Genomic DNA, 21,355 nt, shown 5'->3' on the forward strand with positions numbered 1-21,355 from the left:
ATATAGAATTGTGACTTTCCTAAGTCACCATAAGATTTCATGTCAAAGATATTAAGGACTAACTATGAATATCGCATTCTCCACTGATGATCATTACGCACCATATTTATCCGTTAGTATATTAAGTATTTTAAGAAACAACTCAGACTCCAAAATATGCTTTTATATTTTAGATTTTGGCATAAGCGAAACGAATAAAAGCCTAATTAAAGATATCGTTTATACGCACAACCAAGAAGTTAATTTCATATCAATTAATAAAGAGGACTTCTCTACCTTTCCAATGACAATAAGCTATATCTCATTAGCTACTTATGCCAGACTAAATATAGCGGAATACATTCCCAACATAGAAAAGCTCCTTTATATTGATGTAGACACCTTAACGAATGGCTCTTTAAAAGAATTATGGAATACTGACATCAGTAAGCATGCTCTTGCTGCATGTAAAGATTTTTTCATTGAAATTGATCAACCTGAGTACAAAACCAAAATAGGACTAGAAAAGTATAGCTACTTCAATGCAGGAGTGCTTCTGATTAACATGCGTCAATGGAGAGCACTCAATGTATTAAATATGAGTCTAGAGTGGCTAGAGAAATATAAAGAAATCATAGAGTACCAAGATCAAGACATCCTAAATGGCATATTTAAAGATAGGGTTAAGTTTATAAACTCTAGATTTAACTTTACACCATCCGTGTGTGGATATATAAAACATAGAAAAAATAGAGAAATACAATTTCCAGCTATTATTTATCACTACACTGGTCATGATAAATTTTGGACAAACAAATGCTCTCATTTAAAAGCAAATTTAGGCTATGCTACATTGAAAGAAATTAGTAAAAAATATCCAAAAACAGCATCAACTTTTGAAGGTGTTGATGCTAAAACAAAAATAAAGAGATTTATAAAAGAGATAAGATATAAGTTCATCTATAAAATATTCTAAAATACCTATCTTACGAAAGAAGTTGTACTACTTAAAAAATATGACTTCTTTGCCCTCTCTTTCTTTGGCAAGTTCTCTCTCCTTCCATTTTTTCTTATTCAGTGCTCTTAAAATATTTTCTTTTACTCGAAAAAACCGTTTTTCCAACTCTTTCTTTGAAAAGTGTTTTTGCAATGTTTTCTTTGCATAGCGTTCAGTATTCTTCTTTCGCTCTTCCTGGAGCCCGCTCGTCAATGTGCTACTTTCCTGATTCAATTGCAATTCTTGTACACAAATTGCAGGATTAAGTTGATACACCTGATACGACTCAACATTAACCCATTCATTAAACATAATCTCATCTATCGCCTTGACATCGTCCACAGACAGTTCTTCAAATACATTAATAAGATACCTTGCTGCAGCATTAGAAATAATATAGCCTGCCGTGCCAAAATGTTTGGATTTTAAAATATCAATTTCTCTCTGTTGAAAAGGTAAAATTCCTTGTTGTTTTTCAATCTTAACGGGCATCAAAAAGGTTTCTAAACGTAGAACAAAAATCTCTTGAAAATTGAACCGCACTTTTAACCATTCACTTTCTGCAAGAAACTTTTCTGCATCTTCACCAAGCAAAATATCATCCTCAAAAAGCGCGATGTAATCTAAATTCTCATCAACACACTTTTTCCACAACATGAAATGACTCATCAAACAGCCCTTCTCTCCCATTGTTAACTTAGGAGTGGTTGCAACATTAGGAAGATAACGCTGTAAATGATCAGTGAGACGCTCAGAAGGTGTAAATGCATCAAAAAATTCAAATGGGATGTTCTATTGACCGAATTGTTGGATGATATGATTTCGACGTTTATTCGCAGTGGAAATGCTGATAACAAAGTTTTTATTTTTAATAAAATGCATACGGAAATATTGGGTTAGTCGTAGATTGCAAGCTATCTTACTATTTTGATTCAATAAAATGAATCCTAATATATATGTTAGTCTGTTCACAGCTTGAACTACATGGATTTTTTCTGTAAAATTCGCATCCTTACACACAAGCGTGCCATTTATAATGGCGTAATATTAATCTCATGCGGTGTCAGGGATTGCTTTTGCGATTGGCTTGATAGCGGCATGGCTTCAAATTTGAGGTTTTCTATGAAACAAGGTATTCATCCTGAATATAAAGAAATTACTGCGACTTGCTCTTGCGGTAACGTGATCAAAACTCGTTCTACCTTAGGTAAAGACATCAACCTTGATGTGTGCGGTAAATGCCACCCATTCTATACAGGTAAACAACGTGTTGTTGATACCGGTGGTCGTGTTGAACGCTTTAACAGCCGTTTCAAAATTCCAGGTACGAAGTAATCTGAATCTTAGCCCTCGCAATTGCGAGGGTTATTTCTATGTGATTTAAGGAGATATATTTATGGATAACACTTACAATCTTCCCCCAATTTTTGTTATCAGTTTAAAGGATTCTTCCCGCCGAGAATTTATCGAAAAACGCCTCAGAGGACTTGGATTGCAATTTGAATTTTTTGATGCGGTTTATGGAAAAAATCTTTCACAAGATGAGTTACAAAAAATTGATTATAAATTCTATCAGTCCAAATACTTAGCTAAAAAACCTTTAACTCTAGGAGAAATTGGATGTGCTATGAGTCATATAAAGCTATATGAACATATCCGAGAAATAAATATACCGGAAGCTATTATCTTAGAAGATGATGCTATTGTTTCACATCATTTTAAAGAAATAGTACTTGATGCTTTAAAAAAAGTTCCATCTAGAAAGGAAATTATTTTTTTAGATCATGGTAAAGCTAAATCATGGCCACTAAAGAAAATGTTATTTGATCGATATAAACTTGCAAGATACAGAGTTCCGTCAAAAAATTCTCTTAGAGGTATTTTCATGACTGATGCATATCTAATAACTTTAGGCGGTATTAACAAATTATTAAAGTATGCATATCCAATTAGAATGCCTTCAGATTATTTAACTGGAATGTTGCAAATGAATCACATAAATGCTTATGGTATAGAGCCTCCATGTGTTTTCAGAGGGATAGATTCAGAAATTGATAAAATTGAAAATAGACATACCAAATGAAAATTAAATTAATTCTTCAGACTATACGTCTATCAATAGGGAAACTTATCTTAGATAAAAAAATGCCTAAGAAATCTACCGCACTTTCTCCTAGGAAAATTCTTTTCTTACGACAAGATGGGAAGATTGGAGATTACATTGTGAGTTCTTTTGTTTTCAGAGAAATTAAGAAATTTAACCCTGAGATTAAAATTGGCGTAGTTTGTACCACAAAAGACTCATATTTATTCAAGCAAAATCCTCATATTGACCAACTTTATTTTGTGAAGAAGCGCAGCATTCTTGACTATATAAAATGTGGATTATCTCTTGCAAAAGAAAGCTATGATGTTGTCATTGATCCAACATTATCAATAAAAAACCGTGATTTACTTTTATTAAGATTAATCAATGCTAAAAATTATATTGGTTATAAGAAGTCAGATTATAAAATATTTACTCATAGTTTAGAAAGCAATCAACATTTTTCTAAAATATATCAAAAATCCTTGGAATTAGCGGGAATATCTAATATAGATACAACTTACGACATTCCATATAATGCCGATAGCGCAATAGAAATTCAGCAATTTTTAGAAAAAAACAACATTACTAATTACATTACTGTGAACTTTTTCGGGGCATATAGAGCTAAAAAAGTGAATAATGAAAACATTAAACGATATTTAAACTATTTCACAGAGACTAGAAGAAATAAACAATTTGTATTGCTAAGTTATCCAGAAGTCACACCTATATTAAAAGAACTATCTCAAGAATATAAAAATATTTATGTTCATGATACAACTACAATTTTTCATACAATAGAATTAATCCGTCACTCAATTCAAATAATATCAACGGATACATCAACCGTGCATATTGCTGCTGGTTTTAATAAACCAATTATTGCGATTTACAAACAAGACCCTATTGCTTTTAAACATTGGAATCCTAATTGTAAAAATAACACTCATATTCTTTTCTATAAAGAAAATATTAATGAGATAAGCCCAGACAACATTAATAGTGAATGGATAATAAATTAATATCCTTTCTTCTGGCACATCGGGCAATAAAAACTATTCCGTTGCCCGATGACTAAACTTTCAATTTTTGTACCACATTTTGGACAAGGTTTGCCTTTGTTGCCATAAACCAGTAGTTCTTGTGCAAAATAACCTGGTCTGCCATCAGGTTGTAAGAAATCTTTGAGTGTCGTTCCACCTTGTTCAATGGCTTTGGCTAACACGGATTTGATGGTATCTACCAAGCGTTCACATTGCTTACGCGTCAGATTGGCGGCAAGTTTCATAGGATGCAGACCACATAAAAATAAACTTTCATTGGCATAAATGTTGCCAACGCCCACCACTACAGCGTTATCCATTAAAAAGGTCTTAAGTGCGGTCGTTTTTTTGCGTGATTTTTTGAAAAGATAGTCTGCGTTAAATTCCTCTGATAGCGGTTCCGGCCCCAGTTTTAAAAACAAATGAAACTCGTCCAATTTTTCCGTCCACAACCAAGCGCCAAAACGGCGTGGATCGTTATAGCGCAATAATCGACCATTATTCAGCACAATATCCAAGTGATCATGTTTATCTATCGGGCAGTCATGCGGTACGATTCTTACGGTTCCCGACATCCCTAAGTGCCCGATGATATAACCTTTTTCGGTATGAATGATGAGGTATTTGGCACGGCGGCTCAGATCCAGAATTTTCACCTGATGTAATGTCGCTAATTCCGGTGATACTGCCCAGCGGAGTTTCGGCTGACGTACCTCGATTTTTTCAATCACGTAATCTTTCAAATAAGGGCTCACGCCACGCAGTGCGGTTTCGACTTCAGGTAGTTCAGGCATTCTCTTTCTCCGATAGCCACTGGATATAAAAAAACCCGAACAATGTCGGGTTTTTCAATTCATGCAAAATTATTTGATTTTTGCTTCTTTATAAATAACGTGTTTACGCACAACTGGATCAAATTTTTTGATTTCCATTTTTTCAGGCATATTACGTTTGTTTTTGTCAGTTGTGTAGAAATGACCGGTTTCTGCGGTAGAAACTAAACGGATTTTCTCACGAGCACCTTTTGCTGCCATTTGTTAGCTCCTTAGATTTTCTCGCCACGAGCACGGATTTCAGCTAAAACTGCATCAATGCCTTTTTTATCAATAATACGCATACCTTTTGCAGTTAAGCGTAATGTTACGAAACGGTTTTCACTTTCAACCCAGAAACGGTGTGTGTGAAGGTTAGGAAGAAAACGACGACGAGTCGCGTTCATTGCGTGAGAGCGGTTGTTACCCACTGCCGGACGCTTGCCTGTTACTTGACAGACTCTAGACATATTAATCTCCAATAATGAAATTTAAGCTCGAGCTTACGGTTCGGAATACTTCAAAAATAACTTTTGAATGACCTCGTCAGGTCGTATAACCCGACCCGCATACTATATTAAAGGTCGTGCATTATACTCACTTTATATTACATTCTCAAGCCTAAATCCTGAATTTGCTGAGATTAAAACTAAAATTTATCCAAAAGTGCGGTCAGTTTTAAAGAAGATTTTGTTCCGCAAAGGAAAAATAATCGCCTTTACCAATCACAAAATGATCCAGCACTCGAATTTCCACCAACTCCGCCGCCTGTTTGATAGTCTCCGTAATTTGTCTGTCAGAAAAGCTGGGTTCCGCCACGCCGGAAGGGTGATTATGAGCCAAAATAATCGCCGCCGCATTGCAAGCCAAGGCTTCCTTGATGACTTCGCGCGGATAAACCATCGCTTTATTAATTGTGCCGAGAAACAAGCGCTCCTGCTTAATCAAGCGATACTGGTTATCCAAGAAAAGCACTAAAAAAATTTCTCGTTCCGTATTTTCTAACTCTGTTTGTAAGTACATTTTCACTGTCTCTGACGAGCTAAAACAATACCCTTCTTTGAGTTCCGCCAATAAATAACGACGGGTCATTTCCGTGCAAGCTTGCAATTGAATAAACTGCGTAATGCCAATGCCTTTCACAGCACAAAACTGCTTTTGATTGGCGCTAATGAGCCCTCGCAACGAGCCAAAATGTTGTAACACATTTTTCGATAGCTGCATCACCGGACAATCTTTAATGCCCGTACGCAAGAAAATGGCCAAAAGTTCAGCATCTGTCAGTGTGGCGACACCATATTTTAAAAGTTTTTCCCTTGGCATTAAGGGTTCATCCATTTCTTCAACCTCGCAAAAAATAACAGATTCGTTATTCATTCATACAAGGCGTTAAAACCCAAACAGCGGGCTTTAAAAGTGGAATCCTGATCGCAAAATAAGATTTTTGATTAAATCATAATTCAAGTAGAATAAGTGGATTCATCTCCGAGTCAGTCAATTCATGGGATTCAAGCATGATTAATCTAGAAAATAAACGCATTGTTGTGGGCATTACCGGCGGCATTGCCGCGTACAAAACCATCGAATTAATTCGTTTATTACGCAAAGCCAATGCGCAGGTTCGCGTGGTGCTCACGCCTGCCGCCGCAGAATTTGTGACCCCACTCACCTTGCAAGCGATTTCAGGCAATGCCGTGGCGCAATCGTTATTGGATCCGCAAGCAGAACTGGCGATGGGACATATTGAATTGGCGAAATGGGCGGATGTCGTATTAATCGCGCCAGCCAGTGCCGATTTTATTGCGCGCTTAACTGTCGGTATGGCGAACGACTTACTTTCCACGATTTGCCTTGCCACCAGTGCACCGATTTTTCTTGCGCCGGCGATGAATCAGCAAATGTATCGCCAAGCAATAACACAGCAAAATCTGACCGCACTTTTAAGCCGTGGCATACAACTTATCGGCCCGAACAGTGGCGAACAGGCATGTGGCGATGTGGGTGCCGGGCGAATGTCCGAACCTTCTGAAATTTTCACCGCACTTTGTCATCATTTTACCGTGCAGCAAGATTTACTCGGCATCCATGTTGCCATTACAGCAGGCCCAACGCGCGAAGCCATCGATCCGGTGCGTTACATTTCCAATCACAGCTCCGGCAAAATGGGCTTTGCTATTGCAGAGGCTTTTGCCAAACGTGGTGCACAGGTGACACTAATTGCCGGCCCGGTGAATCTCACTGCCTCACCCAATATTCATCGTATTAATGTCACTTCCGCACAAGAAATGTGGCAAACCGCCTTAGAAAGCGCGGTCAAAAATCACATTTTTATTGGTTGTGCCGCAGTGGCGGATTACCGTATTGCGGATATCGCTGATCAAAAAATCAAAAAATCGGCTGAAGAAATGACGTTAAAGCTCGTTAAAAATCCTGACATCATCGCTGATGTAGCGCATCTTACGGAAAAGCGCCCGTTCACTGTGGGATTTGCGGCTGAAACGCAGAATGTTGCCGATTACGCGAAAGATAAATTGACGCGCAAAAATTTGGATATGATTTGTGCCAATGACGTTTCCGGCGGGCAAGTGTTTGGACAAGATCACAATGCGCTACACCTCTTTTGGAAGCATGGCGAAAAAGCCTTGCCGCAGGCGGATAAAAATACATTGGCAGAAGCATTAGTCAGTGAAATTATGGCGCGTTACCGTCAATAAAAAAACACAGCAAAAACCAACCGCACTTTATCAAAAACATAAAAGATTTCGTTAAAGGAAAAGATCACAATGAAAAAAATTGACGTTAAAATTTTAGATAGCCGTCTTGGCAACGAATTTCCCCTGCCAACGTATGCTACCGAAGGCTCCGCTGGATTGGATTTACGTGCACTCCTAGACAATGGCATTGAAATCCAACCGGGTGAAACCAAATTAATTCCAACGGGGCTTTCTATTTATATTGCCGATCCCAATTTAGCGGCAGTGATTTTACCGCGTTCCGGCTTAGGGCATAAACACGGTATTGTGTTGGGCAATTTAGTCGGTTTAATCGATTCTGACTATCAAGGTCCACTCATGGTTTCCGTGTGGAATCGTGGCAATGAGCCGTTCAAAATTGAAGTAGGCGATCGCATCGCGCAATTAGTCTTTGTGCCCGTTGTACAAGCGGAATTTAATATCGTCAACGAATTCAATGCCACAGAACGTGGCGAAGGCGGTTTCGGCCATTCAGGTAAACACTAATGGAACAAACCAATAAACGCAGTATTAAAGAACGCCGCCAACAAGTGTTGACGGTGCTCACGCATATGTTGCATTCCGAACGCGGCATGGAGCGTATGACAACGGCGCGTTTAGCCGCAGAAGTGGGCGTATCAGAAGCGGCGTTATACCGTTATTACCCGAGCAAAACCAAGATTTTTGAGGCCTTAATTGAGAATATCGAAAGCACATTGCTGAATCGCATTTCACAATCTATCAAAAATGAAACTAACACCATGCAACGGGTAAAAGACATCCTGCAGATGATCTTGGATTTTGCCCGTAAAAACCCCGGTTTAACCCGTGTTTTAACGGGCCATGCGTTGATGTTTGAAGATGCCAAACTACAAGCCCGCGTTGCGACCTTTTTTGACAGGCTAGAATTGCAGTTCGTGAATATTCTGCAAATGCGAAAATTGCGCGAAGGACGCGGATTTAACGTGGACGAACGCATTATCGCCGCACACCTCGTCACCCTCTGTGAAGGGCAGTTTATGCGCTATGTGCGTTCCAACTTCCGACACACACCAAATCAAGGGTTTAGCCAGCAATGGCAGCTCATTGAAAGCTTATTTGCATAATTTATTTATTTAGGTAATATGTCGTGATTATTCCTTGGCAAGAACTGGCGGAAGACACGTTAATCAATATTGTGGAAAGCGTCATTTTACGTGAAGGAACCGATTATGGTTCACATGAACAGACTTTCGAACAAAAAAAGAAAGCGCTACTGAACAAAATCCGCCAAGGAAGTGCGGTGATCGTTTGGTCTGAGTTACATGAATCTATCGATATAAAAAATAAAACGGAATTTTTTAAATAAACTTTTTAGTTTTTTATTGTTAGCTGGAGGTTTTCAACGTGCAGGAACAAAACGCACAAGTTACAACGCCATCAACGGATCCAACCCTTGATTGGTTTTTATCTCATTGTCATATTCATAAATATCCATCTAAAAGCACATTAATCAATGCCGGTGAAAAGGCTGAAACCTTATACTATTTAATTCAAGGTTCCGTTTCCGTTTTAGTGAAAGATGAAGATGGCAAAGAAATGATCCTGACTTATCTAAGCCAAGGCGATTTCTTCGGGGAAGCCGGTTTATTTGAAGAAGATCAGCGTCGTTCCGCCTGGATAAAAGCCAAAGCGGCTTGTGAAGTTGCTGAAATTTCCTACCGTAAATTCCGTCAATTAATTCAAGTTAACCCTGAAATTCTGATGCTCCTTACCGCACAGTTGGCACGTCGTTTACAAAACACCTCACGCCAAGTCAGTAACTTGGCTTTCTTAGATGTTACTGGCCGCATTGCTCAAACCTTGTTAAATTTAGCCAAAATGCCAGAAGCCATGACACATCCTGACGGGATGCAAATTAAAATTACGCGCCAGGAAATCGGTCAAATGGTAGGTTGCTCTCGCGAAACCGTTGGACGCATTTTAAAAATGCTAGAAGATCAGCATCTCATTTCAGCCCATGGTAAAACTATCGTCGTTTACGGTACCCGTTAAAAACACGATAAAATAAGACCGCACTTTAGTTAAAGTACTAAAGTTTGCATCTAACATACTGAATAAAGAATACAAAAAAGGTCTGAAAACTCAGACCTTTTTTATTTAATAAGTGTTAATTAACGCATTGTTACAAACTCTTCCGAGCCTGTTGGGTGAATAGCCACTGTGTTGTCAAAATCCGCTTTTGTTGCGCCCATTTTAACAGCAACAGCAAAACCTTGGATCATTTCGTCCACGCCAAAACCGATACCATGTAAGCCCACAATTTTTTCCTCTTTACCAACGCATACCAATTTCATGCGACAAGGTTGACGATGTTGGGTGACAGCCGTGTACATAGAAGTAAAGGAAGATTTATACACTTTCACATTTTCCGCACCATATTGTTCAATGGCTTGTGGTTCAGTTAATCCGACAGTACCAATTGGTGGATGACTGAACACCACGGACGGCACTAAATTGTAGTCTAAATGTTCGTTCGGTTTATTATTAAACAGGCGTTCAGATAAACGACGTCCGGCTGCAACTGCCACCGGCGTGAGTTCAATGCCGCCTTCAACAATATCGCCTACCGCATAAATGCCCGGCACATTGGTGTTTTGGTATTTATCCACCTTGATGAAACCACGCGCATTCGCTTCTACGCCGGCGGCGTGTAAATTAATTTTATCAGTTGTCGGTTCACGTCCAATCGCCCAAATCAGGCAATCTACGGTTTGATCACGACCGTCCTCGAGGTGAAGCGTCACCGAACCGTCTGCATTTTTCACCACCTCTTTTGGAATGGCATGGGTGTGTAGTGTAATGCCGTCTTGTTGCATGGATTCCACTAAGGTTTCCACCATCATTGGATCAAAATTACGCAACGGTGCGTGTTTACGCACAAATAAATGGGTTTCCACACCAAGGCTGTTCAAGACGCCTGCCAACTCCACGGCAATATAACCTGCGCCGACAACAGCTGTGCGTTTAGGCAACTCGGTTAACGCAAAAACGCCATTAGAATCAATACCGTATTCCGCGCCTTTTATTGCAGGAATACTTGGACGTCCGCCGGTAGCAATCAAGATATGATCTGCTGTCACTTGTTCGGTGGAACCATCGGCGAAAGTCACTTCAAGGGTATTTTTATTGACAAATTTGGCAAAGCCGCGAATCACATCCACGTTATTTTTTGCCAACACGTTATCGTATGAGGTATGAATGCGGGAAATATAGGCTTGACGGCTTTCCACCAACTTAGCGAAATCAAATTTTTTGACGTCCACATCAAAACCGTAATCCGGTGCATAATGATGGATGGCTTCCGCAATTTGTGCGCCGTAGAACATCACTTTTTTCGGCACGCAGCCCACGTTAACACAGGTTCCGCCTAAATGTTTTGCTTCAATAATGGCACATTTTTTGCCATAACTTGCTGCACGGTTAATGGAAGCAATTCCACCGCTGCCACCACCGATGGCAATGTAATCATAACGTCTGGTCATACTCTTTTCCTTATTAATAAATTGGGCGCTATTCTGCCCAAAGGATGTTCACAAATCAAACAAATAGGATAAATCGGTCTAATCGGTATTATCTTATGCTGGCGTCATCTTATTCAGGTGTAATCCAGTTTACCGACCAACTTCCGGTGCCTTGCGGCACAAGTGCGGTGGTTAAATACGGCAAAATGGATTTCATCTGCTGTTCTAACATCCAAGGTGGATTCACCACAATCATACCGCTGGCTGTCATGCCACGTTGATCAGAATCCGGACGCACCGCCAATTCAATTTGCAAAATTTTACGAATCCCCGTGGCTTCTAAGCCTTTTACAATACGTTTGGTTTGCTGACGTAACACCACCGGATACCAAATCGCATACACACCGGTCGCAAAACGTTTGTAACCTTCTTCAATGGCTTTCACCACCAAATCATAGTCTTCTTTCAGTTCATAAGGGGGATCAATTAGCACTAAGCCACGACGCTCTTTCGGTGGCAATGTGGCTTTGACTTGCTGAAAACCATCGCCGATTTTCACCGTCACATTTTCAAATTCTTTGAAATTATTGCGTAACAAAGGAAACTCGCTTGGGTGCAATTCCATCATCAGCGCACGATCCTGTGGGCGCAATAAATTCGCTGCCAACAAAGGGGAACCGGCGTAATAGCGCAATTCTTTCCCGCCATAATTCAGCTTTCTAATCAGCTTCACATAACGGTCAACCTCTTCCGGTAGATCGTCGTGCTGCCATAAACGCCCAATGCCTTCCACATATTCAGCTGTTTTCTCCGCTTCAGGGCTAAACAGACGATACCGTCCTGCACCGGAATGCGTATCTAAATAATAAAAACCTTTATCTTTCTGTTGCAGGCTTTCAATAATCAGCATTAACACGATATGTTTCAACACATCAGCATGATTACCTGCATGAAAACTATGACGATAACTGAGCATAATTCCTACTTATAAAACGTTAAATAAAATGACCGCACTTTTACCCAAAAAGGAAGCCCGACAGCTGCCGGGCTTCAAAAACAAGTCGCGGTCTAGAATAATTCTTCCCGTTGACCACCCGATGCGCCACCGCCTTCCTGCAGATCGCTAGGCACATAATAACCACGTTCTTCCACATAAGCTCGGGTCGGCTCAGTGCCTTTAATGAAGTATTCGACACGTCCACCACCAGATAATAAACCGGAACGCGGATCAATGTTTTTCTCGACAATATTTGCCGGGGTCGGCAACGTACGTTCAGGGACCTCTTTCAAAATAGCCTTCATATAGCTAATCCATGCCGGCATCGCACTTTTCGCACCGGCCTCTCCGCGACCTAAATCGAATTTATTGTCATCAAAACCAATATACACAGCCGTCGTTAAGTTCGCGCCAAACCCGGCATACCACGCCACTTTGGAGTTATTGGTCGTCCCGGTTTTGCCGCCAATATCCTTACGCTTGATCTCATTTGCCATGCGCCAACTGGTGCCTTTCCAATCTAGCCCTTGTTCACCATAAATCGCCGTATTTAATGCACTACGAATCAAGAACGCCAATTCACCACTAATGACACGTGGCGCATACTCAACTTGCGAGCTGTTGGTTTTTGCTTGCGCCATGAAATTTAAATTTTCTTCTTTCACAGCATCAACGCGTGGCTGTAACTCCGGAATATCCGGCACAGTTTCACCTTGATCCACTTCTTCGCCGTTCGTGGAATCATCGCTGCGTTTCAAGCCGTCAGCCATGGTCAAATCGGTATTCTTGAAACCATCTAATTTTTCCGTTTCGCCGTAAATGACAGGAATACTGTCACAAGTTGGACAGGCGACTTTAGGGTTTGCCACAAAAATTTCTTTACCGGTATTATCTAAGATTTTATTGATGATATATGGATCAACTAAATAACCACCGTTATCAAACACTGCATAACCACGCGCCATTTCAAGCGGCGTGAAGGAAGCCGCACCTAATGCAAGCGCTTCACTGGCAAAATACTGATCTCGTTTAAAGCCAAAACGTTGCAAGAAATCCGCAACAAACTCGACACCGGCCATTTGCATGGAGCGAATGGCAATCATGTTTTTAGATTGGCCTAGTCCCACACGTAAACGTAAAGGACCATCATAACGATCCGGTGAGTTTTTCGGGCGCCATTCCTTTTGACCCGGCTTTTTCAACACAAGCGGTGTATCTTGTAACACGCTAGATAAGGTCAACCCTTTTTCCAATGCTGCCGCATAAATGAACGGTTTAATGGAAGAACCGACTTGTACTAATGATTGTGTTGCACGGTTAAATTTACTTTGTTCAAAACTAAAGCCGCCCACAATCGCTTCAATGGCGCCATTGTCACTATTTAAAGAAACCAACGCCGAATTGGCACGTGGAATTTGTCCCAAGACCCATTCGCCTTTGTCGTTTTTACGCAGCCAAATTTGCTCACCTGTTTTCACCGGAGCAGACTGTCCCGTCCAACGCATCGCACTGCTTGGCAACGTTATTTTCTCACCGGATGCCAATAAAAGCTCTGCACCGGATTTAGATACATTCATGACGGCAGCCGGAATAAACGGCTCAGAATTGGGTAACTTTTTCAGAAAACCGATAATAGTGTCATTATCCCAAGAGGCTTCGCCTTTTTTCCACAAGGGTTCACCACCACGATAGCCATGACGCATATCGTAAGCGATTAAATTATCACGTACCGCTTTTTGCGCCGTTTCCTGATCTTTGGAAAGCACCGTGGTATAGACTTTATAGCCTTTGGTATAGGCGTCTTCTTCACCGAAACGTTTTACCATTTCCTGACGCACCATTTCTGTGACATAATCAGCTCGAAAATCCAATTGCGCACCGTGATAGCTGGCGACAATTGGCTCTTTCAACGCAGCATCATATTCTTCTTGAGAAATATATTTTTGATCCAACATACGCCCCAACACTACATTACGACGCTCTAACGCACGTTTCGGGGAGAAAAGCGGATTCATCGTAGAAGGGGCTTTCGGCAAACCTGCAATCACCGCCATTTCGGACAAAGTCAGTTGATTTAATTCTTTACCAAAATAGGTTTTTGCCGCGGCCGCCACACCATAAGAGCGGTATCCCAAATAAATTTTATTTAAATAAAGCTCAAGAATTTCGTTTTTATCTAGGGCATTTTCGATCTCAATCGCTAAAATCGCCTCTTTGGCTTTACGAATCAAACTTTTTTCCGGCGTTAAGAAGAAGTTACGCGCCAACTGTTGCGTGATGGTACTCGCCCCTTGGGAAGCACCACCTTTACTGATCGCCACCATCACGGCACGGCCGATCCCGATCGGGTCTAGCCCATGGTGATCATAAAAACGGCTATCTTCCGTTGCCAATACCGCATCAATTAACGTTTGCGGCACCTCATTTAATTTCACCGGAATACGACGCTGCTCGCCCACTTCACCGATCAACTTACCGTCAGAAGTATAAATTTGCATTGGCTGTTGCAGCTCAACGGTTTTCAGCGTTTCCACATCCGGTAAATCGGATTTTAGCTGCACATAGACAATGCCCACGGCGATACAGCCCAAAATGAACAGGGTTAATAAGGAACTTAATATTAATTTTGCGATCCGCATCGAAAAATTCTCACTTAGTTAAAGGCAATAAAAGGAATTAAAAATATAGTGGCTAAGTATAAAGACTACGCAACAAAAACGACAGTAAATATTGCAAACAAGGATACTTCATGTTTATCAGACATCAATCAGCCATTCAAGTTGGCCTTTGCTACCGCCCACAACATATTGATGTTCTTTGGTTCGATTCACAAAACCAAGCCCAGTTCTTACAATGTAGCGAACTAGATTTACTTACACTCTCTTCAACATTAAATCAGAAATTAAATCAATCACCGAGAAGAGCAAACTATAAATTCATTACTGCCATTATGCCGCAGCATATCTGGCAAAAAAGCCTTATTCTGCCGCAAAACCTGAATACCCAAGAATGTGAACAACAGTGTCATTTTACCCTTACCCATGAATTACCAATCCCGCTTGAGGAAGTGTGGTATGACTATACGGCGATGCCGCTAAAACAAGGATTTCGTTTAGATATTTTCGCCATTAGACAACAAATTGCGAAAAACTATTTAAATCAATTTATTCCCTTGCAAATTGATGTGTTAGATAGCGTTGCCAAAGCTGTTTTACGTGCCAGCGAATATATTTTAGAGCAACCATTACCGATCGACGCCTTAGTGTTGTACCAGGACGAAAGCGGCGCATTAGCGATTCACCACAAACGACAACAGACCCAAACACTGTTTCAAACGGACGGAAATTTGACCGCACTTTTTGAGCAATATTGCCAGCGTTATGATGAAAAACCGGAAAAAGTGTTCTATTACAGCACTGAATCTACACAACACATTGCATCAGACTGGGAGGAAATAAACACCTCCCTGCCTTTTATCGCGCTAGGTAATGCCCTATGGCAACAAGAAACGTTACAAAAATCCACCGCACTTTTTGGTGTTAAAGCGCCATCTTTAGAGAAAATGACATGAAAAAAGACATGAATTTGTTGCCTTGGCGCATTAAACAGCTTCGACAGAAAAATCGGCGTTTGTTGGTTACCCTATTTATCGGGGCAACGTTATGTACGATCAGCACATTATCGCTCACCCATTTTGCGGAAGGCTATACCGACAATGCGGACAAAGCACAGTTGCAATACACTACTCACCAACAAGAATTACAGGCGACACAGCAACAGATTCAACAATTTCGCCACAGTCATGCACAATTGGAAACCCTTCAAGAAATTCCAAAAGAAACACTTTTTTCTTTGTTAAATCAATTAGCTGAGTTTCCACTTACACAAGGTGAATTAACGGAATTACACCTCAATACTGAACATCTTATGCTCAAGGGATATGCTGAAAACCAAGAAGAGTTTTCTCGCCTCAATGGATATCTCTCCGCACAACCATTATTTCGCGAAGTTAATCTGGTGGAATTTAAACCACAAGCGCAAGAACTGCGTTTCCAATTTGATATAAAGATAAAAACAGCACCATGAATTTCAGACAAAAACTTACTGAGACATTGGCCCATTGGCATCGTTTACATCCCTGGAAACAATACTCCACGTTACTTTTCCTCGGCGGATTTATCCTCTCTTTCCCCTTGCAACATTATTGGCAACAACGTGCTTACATGACACATATGGAGCAACAATTACAAACGCAACGGGAAAGTTTGGCACATCAACAAAAACTTTTAGCAGCACTAAAAGAGAAAGCGGCAACGCAATTACTCACACCTGCGCTAGCGGCCAAACTGCCGCCGATAAATCAAGAAATCCAACAACTTGCTCAACATTTGCAAATCGTACAAAGCCAGTGGGATTTTCATCAAAAGCCCTTACTCAGGCTACAACTTCAAGGCCATTTCAAAGATTTACATTCATTTTTAACCGCACTTTTAAACGCGAACACAGAATTGGAACTCGTTGAATGGCAAATTCTGCAAAGCGATGAAGCGAATGAAACCTCATCCATTCAAACAGCACTTTTATTTCAATTAAATAGCAAAGGAAACTAAGGAAAAACGAATGCGAGAACCACTTTTATACTTAATATTGGGCATTTTGTTCAGCTTACCCGCAGCCGCGAATGATCCATTTGATAAAACACAACGCCATCGAACCAAACCAGAACATGTCCAAAGGCAAGGTCAGGCGCTTGAACATTCATGCCAAACGGGGATTTTCCCAAACACGCCTTTTGCTCAAATTCAGATTGTCGGCATCATTCAACAACAAAAAGATTGGCAACTTATTTTACAAGCAGACCAGCAGGTTCATTTGGCGAACGTCGATGATGTCATCGCCACAGAAGCAATCAAAATAAACCATATCACCAAACAGCAAATTACGTTTCTACGCAGAGAAAACAATCAACATTGTGAACAGACGCTCCCGTTTAATGTTCAGTTTTAAATCATTGTAAGGAAATATCATGCAATCGCTTTTTCTCAAGATCTTAAAGTGCGGTCTGTTTTTCGGATGTTTTTTCACATTCACCGTGCATGCCGAACAACATCAAACCTTTTCCATTCAACTCAAACAGGCGCCTTTGGTGCCGACCTTACAACAACTCGCGCTGGCAGAAAATGTTAACTTACTGATCGACGATGAATTGCAAGGCACACTGACATTAAAGTTAGATAACGTGAATTTAGATCAGCTCTTTCGTTCCGTTGCCAAAATTAAACAATTGGATTTATGGCAGGAAGAGGGCATTTATTATTTAAGCAAGCAGGATACCGCTGCCAAATTTGCCGGCAATATGACAGAACCTCAAGCCATTGCGGCACTGCCTTCGGAGGAAGAAACCTCGCTCGCGACAGCCACCATTAAACTGCACTTTGCCAAAGCTTCTGAAGTAATGAAATCGCTTACCGGCGGTAATGGGTCGATGTTATCACCGAACGGTAGCATTACCTTTGATGACCGCAGCAATCTCTTACTGATTCAAGACGAACCGAAATCTATCGCCAACTTGAAGAAATTGATTAAAGAATTGGATAAGCCCATTGAACAAATCGCCATCGAAGCACGTATTGTCACCATCAACGCCGAAAGTTTGAAAGATTTGGGCGTGCGTTGGGGGATTTTTAACCCGACAGAAAATGCCCACAAAATCGCTGGCAGTCTCGCCGCTAACGGCTTTGACAATATTGCGAATCAATTAAACGTCAACTTGCCCACCGCCACGACACCGGCCGGGTCTCTCGCGTTACAAGTGGCTAAAATCAACGGACGACTTTTAGACTTAGAATTGACCGCACTTGAACGGGAAAACAATGTGGAAATTATCGCTAGCCCACGTTTGCTTACCACCAACAAGAAAAGTGCCAGCATTAAGCAAGGGACGGAATTGCCTTATATCATGGTGAATGAAAAAAGTGGTACGCAAAGCGTAGAGTTTCGCGAAGCCGTATTAGGGTTGGAAGTCACACCACATATTTCCTTAGATAAGCAAATTCTGTTGGATTTAATTGTAAGCCAAAACGCACCGGGCAGCCGCGTGGCATACGGTTTAGGCGAGGTTGTTTCGATTGATAAACAAGAAATAAATACGCAAGTTTTCGCCAAGGACGGCGAAACCATCGTGCTTGGTGGCGTCTTTCATGACACCATTACTAAAAGCTTAGACAAAGTGCCATTACTGGGAGACATTCCCGGCATTAAGCATTTATTCAGCAAAGAAAGTGATCGCCACCAAAAGCGGGAATTGGTGATCTTCGTCACGCCACATATTTTGCGCCAGGGTGAGACATTGGAAAACTTGAAGAGCAACCAGTCAACAGCGAAAAAGAACAAGAATCCTGGGAAATCTAAGACGGCACAAAACACACCTAAAAAGACGATAACGCGGTAGTTTATTTTGTCTTTAACGCAGGATAAACGAAATAAATCGCCTGTTTATGTTGAAAAGAATGGCGATTTATTGAGATAATCTCGTGCAATTTTGGGGTGATCTTTTCAATTTTATTCAAAACTTTCACACGACCACATGAATCATGACTTGCGGTCGTTTCTTATTTTCTAAAAGATCACATTCTTTACGACGACATAAATTTAAGATTATAGCAATGGCAGAAAAACGTAATATTTTCTTAGTGGGCCCTATGGGTGCAGGTAAAAGCACCATCGGTCGCCAACTCGCACAATTACTCAACATGGATTTCGTCGATACCGATGCGGAAATTGAAGAACGCGCCGGTGCCGATATCGGTTGGATTTTTGATGTTGAGGGCGAAGAAGGGTTCCGTAAAAGAGAAGAACGTCTCATTAATGAATTAACGCAACGTCAAGGTATCGTGTTATCGACCGGTGGCGGCGCTGTGTTATCAAAAGACAACCGCAATCACCTTTCCGCACGCGGTATTGTGATTTACCTCGAAACCACCGTGGATAAACAATATCAACGCACACAGCGAGACAAAAAACGTCCGTTATTGCAAGATGTGACCGATCCGCGCCAAGTGTTGGAAGACTTAGCTAAAGTTCGCAATCCACTTTATGAAGAAGTGGCGGATATCACCCTGCCGACTGACGAACAAAGTGCCAAAGTCATGGCGACACAAATTATCGACCTGATTGATAACTACAACGGTTAATACAAACGGTTAAACACCTCAAAGGCAAAGTAAATGTTGTGTGTAAATGTTGAATTGAAAGAAAGAAGCTACCCGATTCATATCGGTGCCGGATTACTCACGAATACCGATTGCTATCCGCTGAAATCCGGCAATAAGGTCATGATCGTGACCAATCCAACTGTTGCACAACATTATCTTTCCACCGTGACGGACACCTTAGAAAAAATCGGTTGTCTTGTTGAGCACGTGTTATTGCCGGACGGCGAACAATACAAAACTCTGGATTCTTTGAACCTGATTTTCACCGCACTTTTAAAAGCCAACCACGGACGCGATACCACGATCGTGGCATTAGGCGGCGGTGTCATCGGTGACGTGGCAGGCTATGCCGCAGCAAGTTATCAACGTGGCGTGCGTTTTATCCAAATCCCGACGACATTATTAGCCCAAGTGGATTCTTCCGTGGGCGGCAAAACTGCGGTAAACCACGAATTAGGCAAAAACATGATCGGCGCGTTTTATCAACCGAGTGCCGTCATTGTCGATACACTCACCTTAAATACCTTGCCAAAACGTGAAGTCAACGCAGGCTTAGCCGAAGTCATCAAATATGGGGCGATTTTAGACTTCCCCTTTTTCCAATGGCTAGAACAACACATCGATGACTTAGTCGCCCTTGACCAAAATGCATTACAACAATGTATCGCCCGTTGTTGTCAATTAAAAGCGGATATTGTGGCGCGCGATGAAACGGAAAAAGGCGATCGTGCGCTATTAAATCTTGGCCACACCTTCGGACACGCCATCGAAACCCATTTAGGTTACGGCAACTGGTTACACGGCGAAGCGGTGGCCGCCGGTTGCATGATTGCTGCTGCGTTATCAGAAAAATTAGGCGATTTAACCCCGCATGATGTCGTACGTTTAGAAAAACTTTTAGCGCGCGCCAATTTACCAACCGTTTCCCCGGATGGCATGACCGCACAAGATTACTTGCCGCTAATGATGCGTGATAAAAAAGTGCTCAATGGCAAATTGCGTTTGGTACTCCTCAAAGCGCTTGGACAGGCTTATGTGGCGACGGACATCCCACAAGAACAGGTGATTGAAGCCATCAATCGTTGTACGCAAGTTGACTAACCCCCATGCCTAAACCCGCTAACCCCACAACAAAAACCAAAAGCCGCCCTTTTCTCAAATGGGCGGGCGGTAAATATCGCCTCACAGACGAAATCAACCGCTTATTGCCCAAATGTAAACAATGTTTGATCGAACCGTTTGTTGGCGCCGGTGCGGTATTTCTCAACAGCCATTTCGAACGCTACATTCTAGCAGACATCAATCCTGATTTAATCCACCTATTCAACATCGTCAAACAGGACGTTGAAGGCTACATCCAAGCGTGCAAACCGGTTTTCTTTCACCCCGATGCTAATACGGAAAGTTACTATTACACCAAGCGTAAAGAATTTAATCAAAGTACCGATGCATTCCAACGCGCCGTGTTATTTCTGTATTTAAATCGTTTTGGCTTTAACGGCTTGTGTCGCTACAACGCCAAAAATGAATTTAATGTGCCTTTCGGGGCTTACAAAACCCATTATTTCCCGGAAGAAGAACTCCGTTTTTTTGCCGCTAAAGCACAAAGTGCGGTCTTTATTTGCGCCGATTTTCAACAAACCTTCGAAATGGCGGATGAAGACTGCGTCATTTACTGCGACCCACCCTATGCTCCCATTTCACAAAACAGCAATTTCACCAATTATTCCGGCAATGAATTTTCCATCGCCCACCAGCGTGATCTTGCCAATCTAGCCAAAGACACTATAAAACAACGTAACATCCAAGTAGTGATTTCCAACCACGACACGCCATTCACCCGAGAAATCTACCAAGGCGCGAAAATCCGCCGTTTAAAAGTACAACGCTCCATCAGCCAAGCGTCACACAAGCGAATTAAAGTACGGGAGCTGATCGCAATATTTAAAGCAGAAAAACACGCTGAAAAATGATCGCACTTTTGCGCAA

24 protein-coding genes and 1 pseudogene are annotated in these 21,355 nt (G+C 41.4%); 17 read left to right on the plus strand and 8 right to left on the minus strand.

The window, feature by feature from the left end:
- Nucleotides 1–64 precede the first annotated feature (64 nt).
- On the plus strand, nt 65–955 hold the full coding sequence (locus tag LQ983_RS04110) for a glycosyltransferase family 8 protein (protein WP_230621750.1): 891 nt from the start codon (nt 65–67) through the stop codon (nt 953–955).
- A gap of 27 nt (nt 956–982) precedes the next feature.
- Here the strand turns inward: LQ983_RS04110 and LQ983_RS04115 are convergent.
- A pseudogene (locus tag LQ983_RS04115) lies at nt 983–1,858 on the minus strand (glycosyltransferase family 25 protein).
- Between the two features lie 240 nt (nt 1,859–2,098).
- Here LQ983_RS04115 and rpmE point away from each other — a divergent pair.
- From rpmE to LQ983_RS04130, 3 genes are all read left to right on the plus strand, one after another.
- Nucleotides 2,099–2,311, plus strand: a complete 213-nt coding sequence (gene rpmE, locus LQ983_RS04120; RefSeq protein ID WP_006716752.1) for a 50S ribosomal protein L31 — start codon at nt 2,099–2,101, stop codon at nt 2,309–2,311.
- 61 nt (nt 2,312–2,372) lie between these two features.
- Nucleotides 2,373–3,059, plus strand: a complete 687-nt coding sequence (locus LQ983_RS04125; protein WP_230621751.1) for a glycosyltransferase family 25 protein — start codon at nt 2,373–2,375, stop codon at nt 3,057–3,059.
- Nucleotides 3,056–4,087, plus strand: a complete 1,032-nt coding sequence (locus LQ983_RS04130) for a glycosyltransferase family 9 protein (protein ID WP_230621752.1) — start codon at nt 3,056–3,058, stop codon at nt 4,085–4,087. The genes LQ983_RS04125 and LQ983_RS04130 overlap by 4 nt, the downstream gene beginning before the upstream one ends.
- Here the strand turns inward: LQ983_RS04130 and mutM are convergent.
- From mutM to radC, 4 genes are all read right to left on the minus strand, one after another.
- Complete coding sequence (gene mutM, locus LQ983_RS04135; protein ID WP_230621753.1) at nt 4,084–4,902, minus strand: bifunctional DNA-formamidopyrimidine glycosylase/DNA-(apurinic or apyrimidinic site) lyase; 819 nt, start codon at nt 4,900–4,902, stop codon at nt 4,084–4,086. The two genes, LQ983_RS04130 and mutM, sit on opposite strands and share 4 nt — an antisense overlap.
- 69 nt (nt 4,903–4,971) lie before the next feature.
- Entirely contained in the window at nt 4,972–5,142 is a 171-nt protein-coding gene (gene rpmG, locus LQ983_RS04140; RefSeq protein ID WP_005613503.1) for a 50S ribosomal protein L33, read from the minus strand.
- 11 nt (nt 5,143–5,153) lie between these two features.
- Entirely contained in the window at nt 5,154–5,390 is a 237-nt protein-coding gene (rpmB, locus tag LQ983_RS04145; protein ID WP_005542826.1) for a 50S ribosomal protein L28, read from the minus strand.
- 208 nt (nt 5,391–5,598) lie between these two features.
- Complete coding sequence (radC, locus tag LQ983_RS04150) at nt 5,599–6,258, minus strand: DNA repair protein RadC (RefSeq protein ID WP_111295627.1); 660 nt, start codon at nt 6,256–6,258, stop codon at nt 5,599–5,601.
- 176 nt (nt 6,259–6,434) lie between these two features.
- Between radC and coaBC the strand changes: the two genes are divergently transcribed.
- From coaBC to crp, 5 genes are all read left to right on the plus strand, one after another.
- Nucleotides 6,435–7,634 carry a bifunctional phosphopantothenoylcysteine decarboxylase/phosphopantothenate--cysteine ligase CoaBC gene (gene coaBC, locus LQ983_RS04155; RefSeq protein WP_230621754.1) on the plus strand — a complete coding sequence of 400 codons (1,200 nt, stop codon included), beginning with the start codon at nt 6,435–6,437 and terminating at the stop codon, nt 7,632–7,634.
- Between the two features lie 69 nt (nt 7,635–7,703).
- Entirely contained in the window at nt 7,704–8,159 is a 456-nt protein-coding gene (gene dut / locus LQ983_RS04160; RefSeq protein ID WP_109432627.1) for a dUTP diphosphatase, read from the plus strand.
- Nucleotides 8,159–8,758 (plus strand): nucleoid occlusion factor SlmA, encoded by a 600-nt coding sequence (gene slmA / locus LQ983_RS04165; RefSeq protein ID WP_006716723.1) that lies wholly within the window; start codon nt 8,159–8,161, stop codon nt 8,756–8,758. Before dut ends, slmA begins: the two co-directional genes overlap by 1 nt.
- A gap of 23 nt (nt 8,759–8,781) precedes the next feature.
- A complete protein-coding gene (locus LQ983_RS04170; RefSeq protein WP_212510303.1) occupies nt 8,782–9,000 on the plus strand; it encodes a YheU family protein in 219 nt (72 codons plus the stop codon).
- Between the two features lie 38 nt (nt 9,001–9,038).
- Entirely contained in the window at nt 9,039–9,686 is a 648-nt protein-coding gene (gene crp, locus LQ983_RS04175) for a cAMP-activated global transcriptional regulator CRP (protein WP_109128369.1), read from the plus strand.
- 119 nt (nt 9,687–9,805) lie between these two features.
- Here crp and gorA read toward each other — a convergent pair whose 3' ends face one another.
- The 3 genes from gorA to LQ983_RS04190 form a co-directional block, all read right to left on the minus strand.
- Nucleotides 9,806–11,176: a glutathione-disulfide reductase gene (gene gorA, locus LQ983_RS04180; protein WP_230621755.1), complete on the minus strand. Its 1,371-nt coding sequence runs from the start codon at nt 11,174–11,176 to the stop codon at nt 9,806–9,808.
- A 109-nt stretch (nt 11,177–11,285) separates the two neighbouring features.
- Nucleotides 11,286–12,131, minus strand: a complete 846-nt coding sequence (locus tag LQ983_RS04185; RefSeq protein ID WP_230621756.1) for a 23S rRNA (adenine(2030)-N(6))-methyltransferase RlmJ — start codon at nt 12,129–12,131, stop codon at nt 11,286–11,288.
- Between the two features lie 92 nt (nt 12,132–12,223).
- Complete coding sequence (locus LQ983_RS04190) at nt 12,224–14,791, minus strand: penicillin-binding protein 1A (protein WP_230621757.1); 2,568 nt, start codon at nt 14,789–14,791, stop codon at nt 12,224–12,226.
- Nucleotides 14,792–14,901: 110 nt separating this feature from the next.
- On the opposite strand from LQ983_RS04190, the gene LQ983_RS04195 reads away from it, so the two are divergent.
- The 8 genes from LQ983_RS04195 (at nt 14,902) to LQ983_RS04230 (ending at nt 21,339) form a co-directional block, all read left to right on the plus strand.
- A complete protein-coding gene (locus LQ983_RS04195; protein ID WP_230621758.1) occupies nt 14,902–15,723 on the plus strand; it encodes a competence protein ComA in 822 nt (273 codons plus the stop codon).
- Nucleotides 15,720–16,238, plus strand: a complete 519-nt coding sequence (locus LQ983_RS04200) for a PilN domain-containing protein (RefSeq protein ID WP_230621759.1) — start codon at nt 15,720–15,722, stop codon at nt 16,236–16,238. The genes LQ983_RS04195 and LQ983_RS04200 overlap by 4 nt, the downstream gene beginning before the upstream one ends.
- Nucleotides 16,235–16,762 (plus strand): competence protein, encoded by a 528-nt coding sequence (locus tag LQ983_RS04205; protein ID WP_230621760.1) that lies wholly within the window; start codon nt 16,235–16,237, stop codon nt 16,760–16,762. The genes LQ983_RS04200 and LQ983_RS04205 overlap by 4 nt, the downstream gene beginning before the upstream one ends.
- 10 nt (nt 16,763–16,772) lie before the next feature.
- Nucleotides 16,773–17,159, plus strand: coding sequence for a pilus assembly protein PilP (locus LQ983_RS04210; RefSeq protein WP_230621761.1), 387 nt, complete (start codon nt 16,773–16,775; stop codon nt 17,157–17,159).
- A 19-nt stretch (nt 17,160–17,178) separates the two neighbouring features.
- Complete coding sequence (locus LQ983_RS04215; RefSeq protein ID WP_230621762.1) at nt 17,179–18,603, plus strand: type IV pilus secretin PilQ; 1,425 nt, start codon at nt 17,179–17,181, stop codon at nt 18,601–18,603.
- Between the two features lie 214 nt (nt 18,604–18,817).
- The gene (aroK, locus tag LQ983_RS04220; RefSeq protein ID WP_048750075.1) at nt 18,818–19,345 is read left to right on the plus strand and encodes a shikimate kinase AroK; all 528 of its coding nucleotides are present in this window, start codon (nt 18,818–18,820) and stop codon (nt 19,343–19,345) included.
- Nucleotides 19,346–19,378: 33 nt separating this feature from the next.
- Nucleotides 19,379–20,467 carry a 3-dehydroquinate synthase gene (gene aroB, locus LQ983_RS04225; RefSeq protein ID WP_230621763.1) on the plus strand — a complete coding sequence of 363 codons (1,089 nt, stop codon included), beginning with the start codon at nt 19,379–19,381 and terminating at the stop codon, nt 20,465–20,467.
- A 5-nt stretch (nt 20,468–20,472) separates the two neighbouring features.
- On the plus strand, nt 20,473–21,339 hold the full coding sequence (locus LQ983_RS04230; RefSeq protein ID WP_230621764.1) for a Dam family site-specific DNA-(adenine-N6)-methyltransferase: 867 nt from the start codon (nt 20,473–20,475) through the stop codon (nt 21,337–21,339).
- Nucleotides 21,340–21,355: the final 16 nt, after the last annotated feature.

Origin of the sequence: Aggregatibacter sp. Marseille-P9115, assembly GCF_920939465.1 — a bacterium.
Taxonomy (GTDB): domain Bacteria; phylum Pseudomonadota; class Gammaproteobacteria; order Enterobacterales; family Pasteurellaceae; genus Aggregatibacter; species Aggregatibacter segnis_B.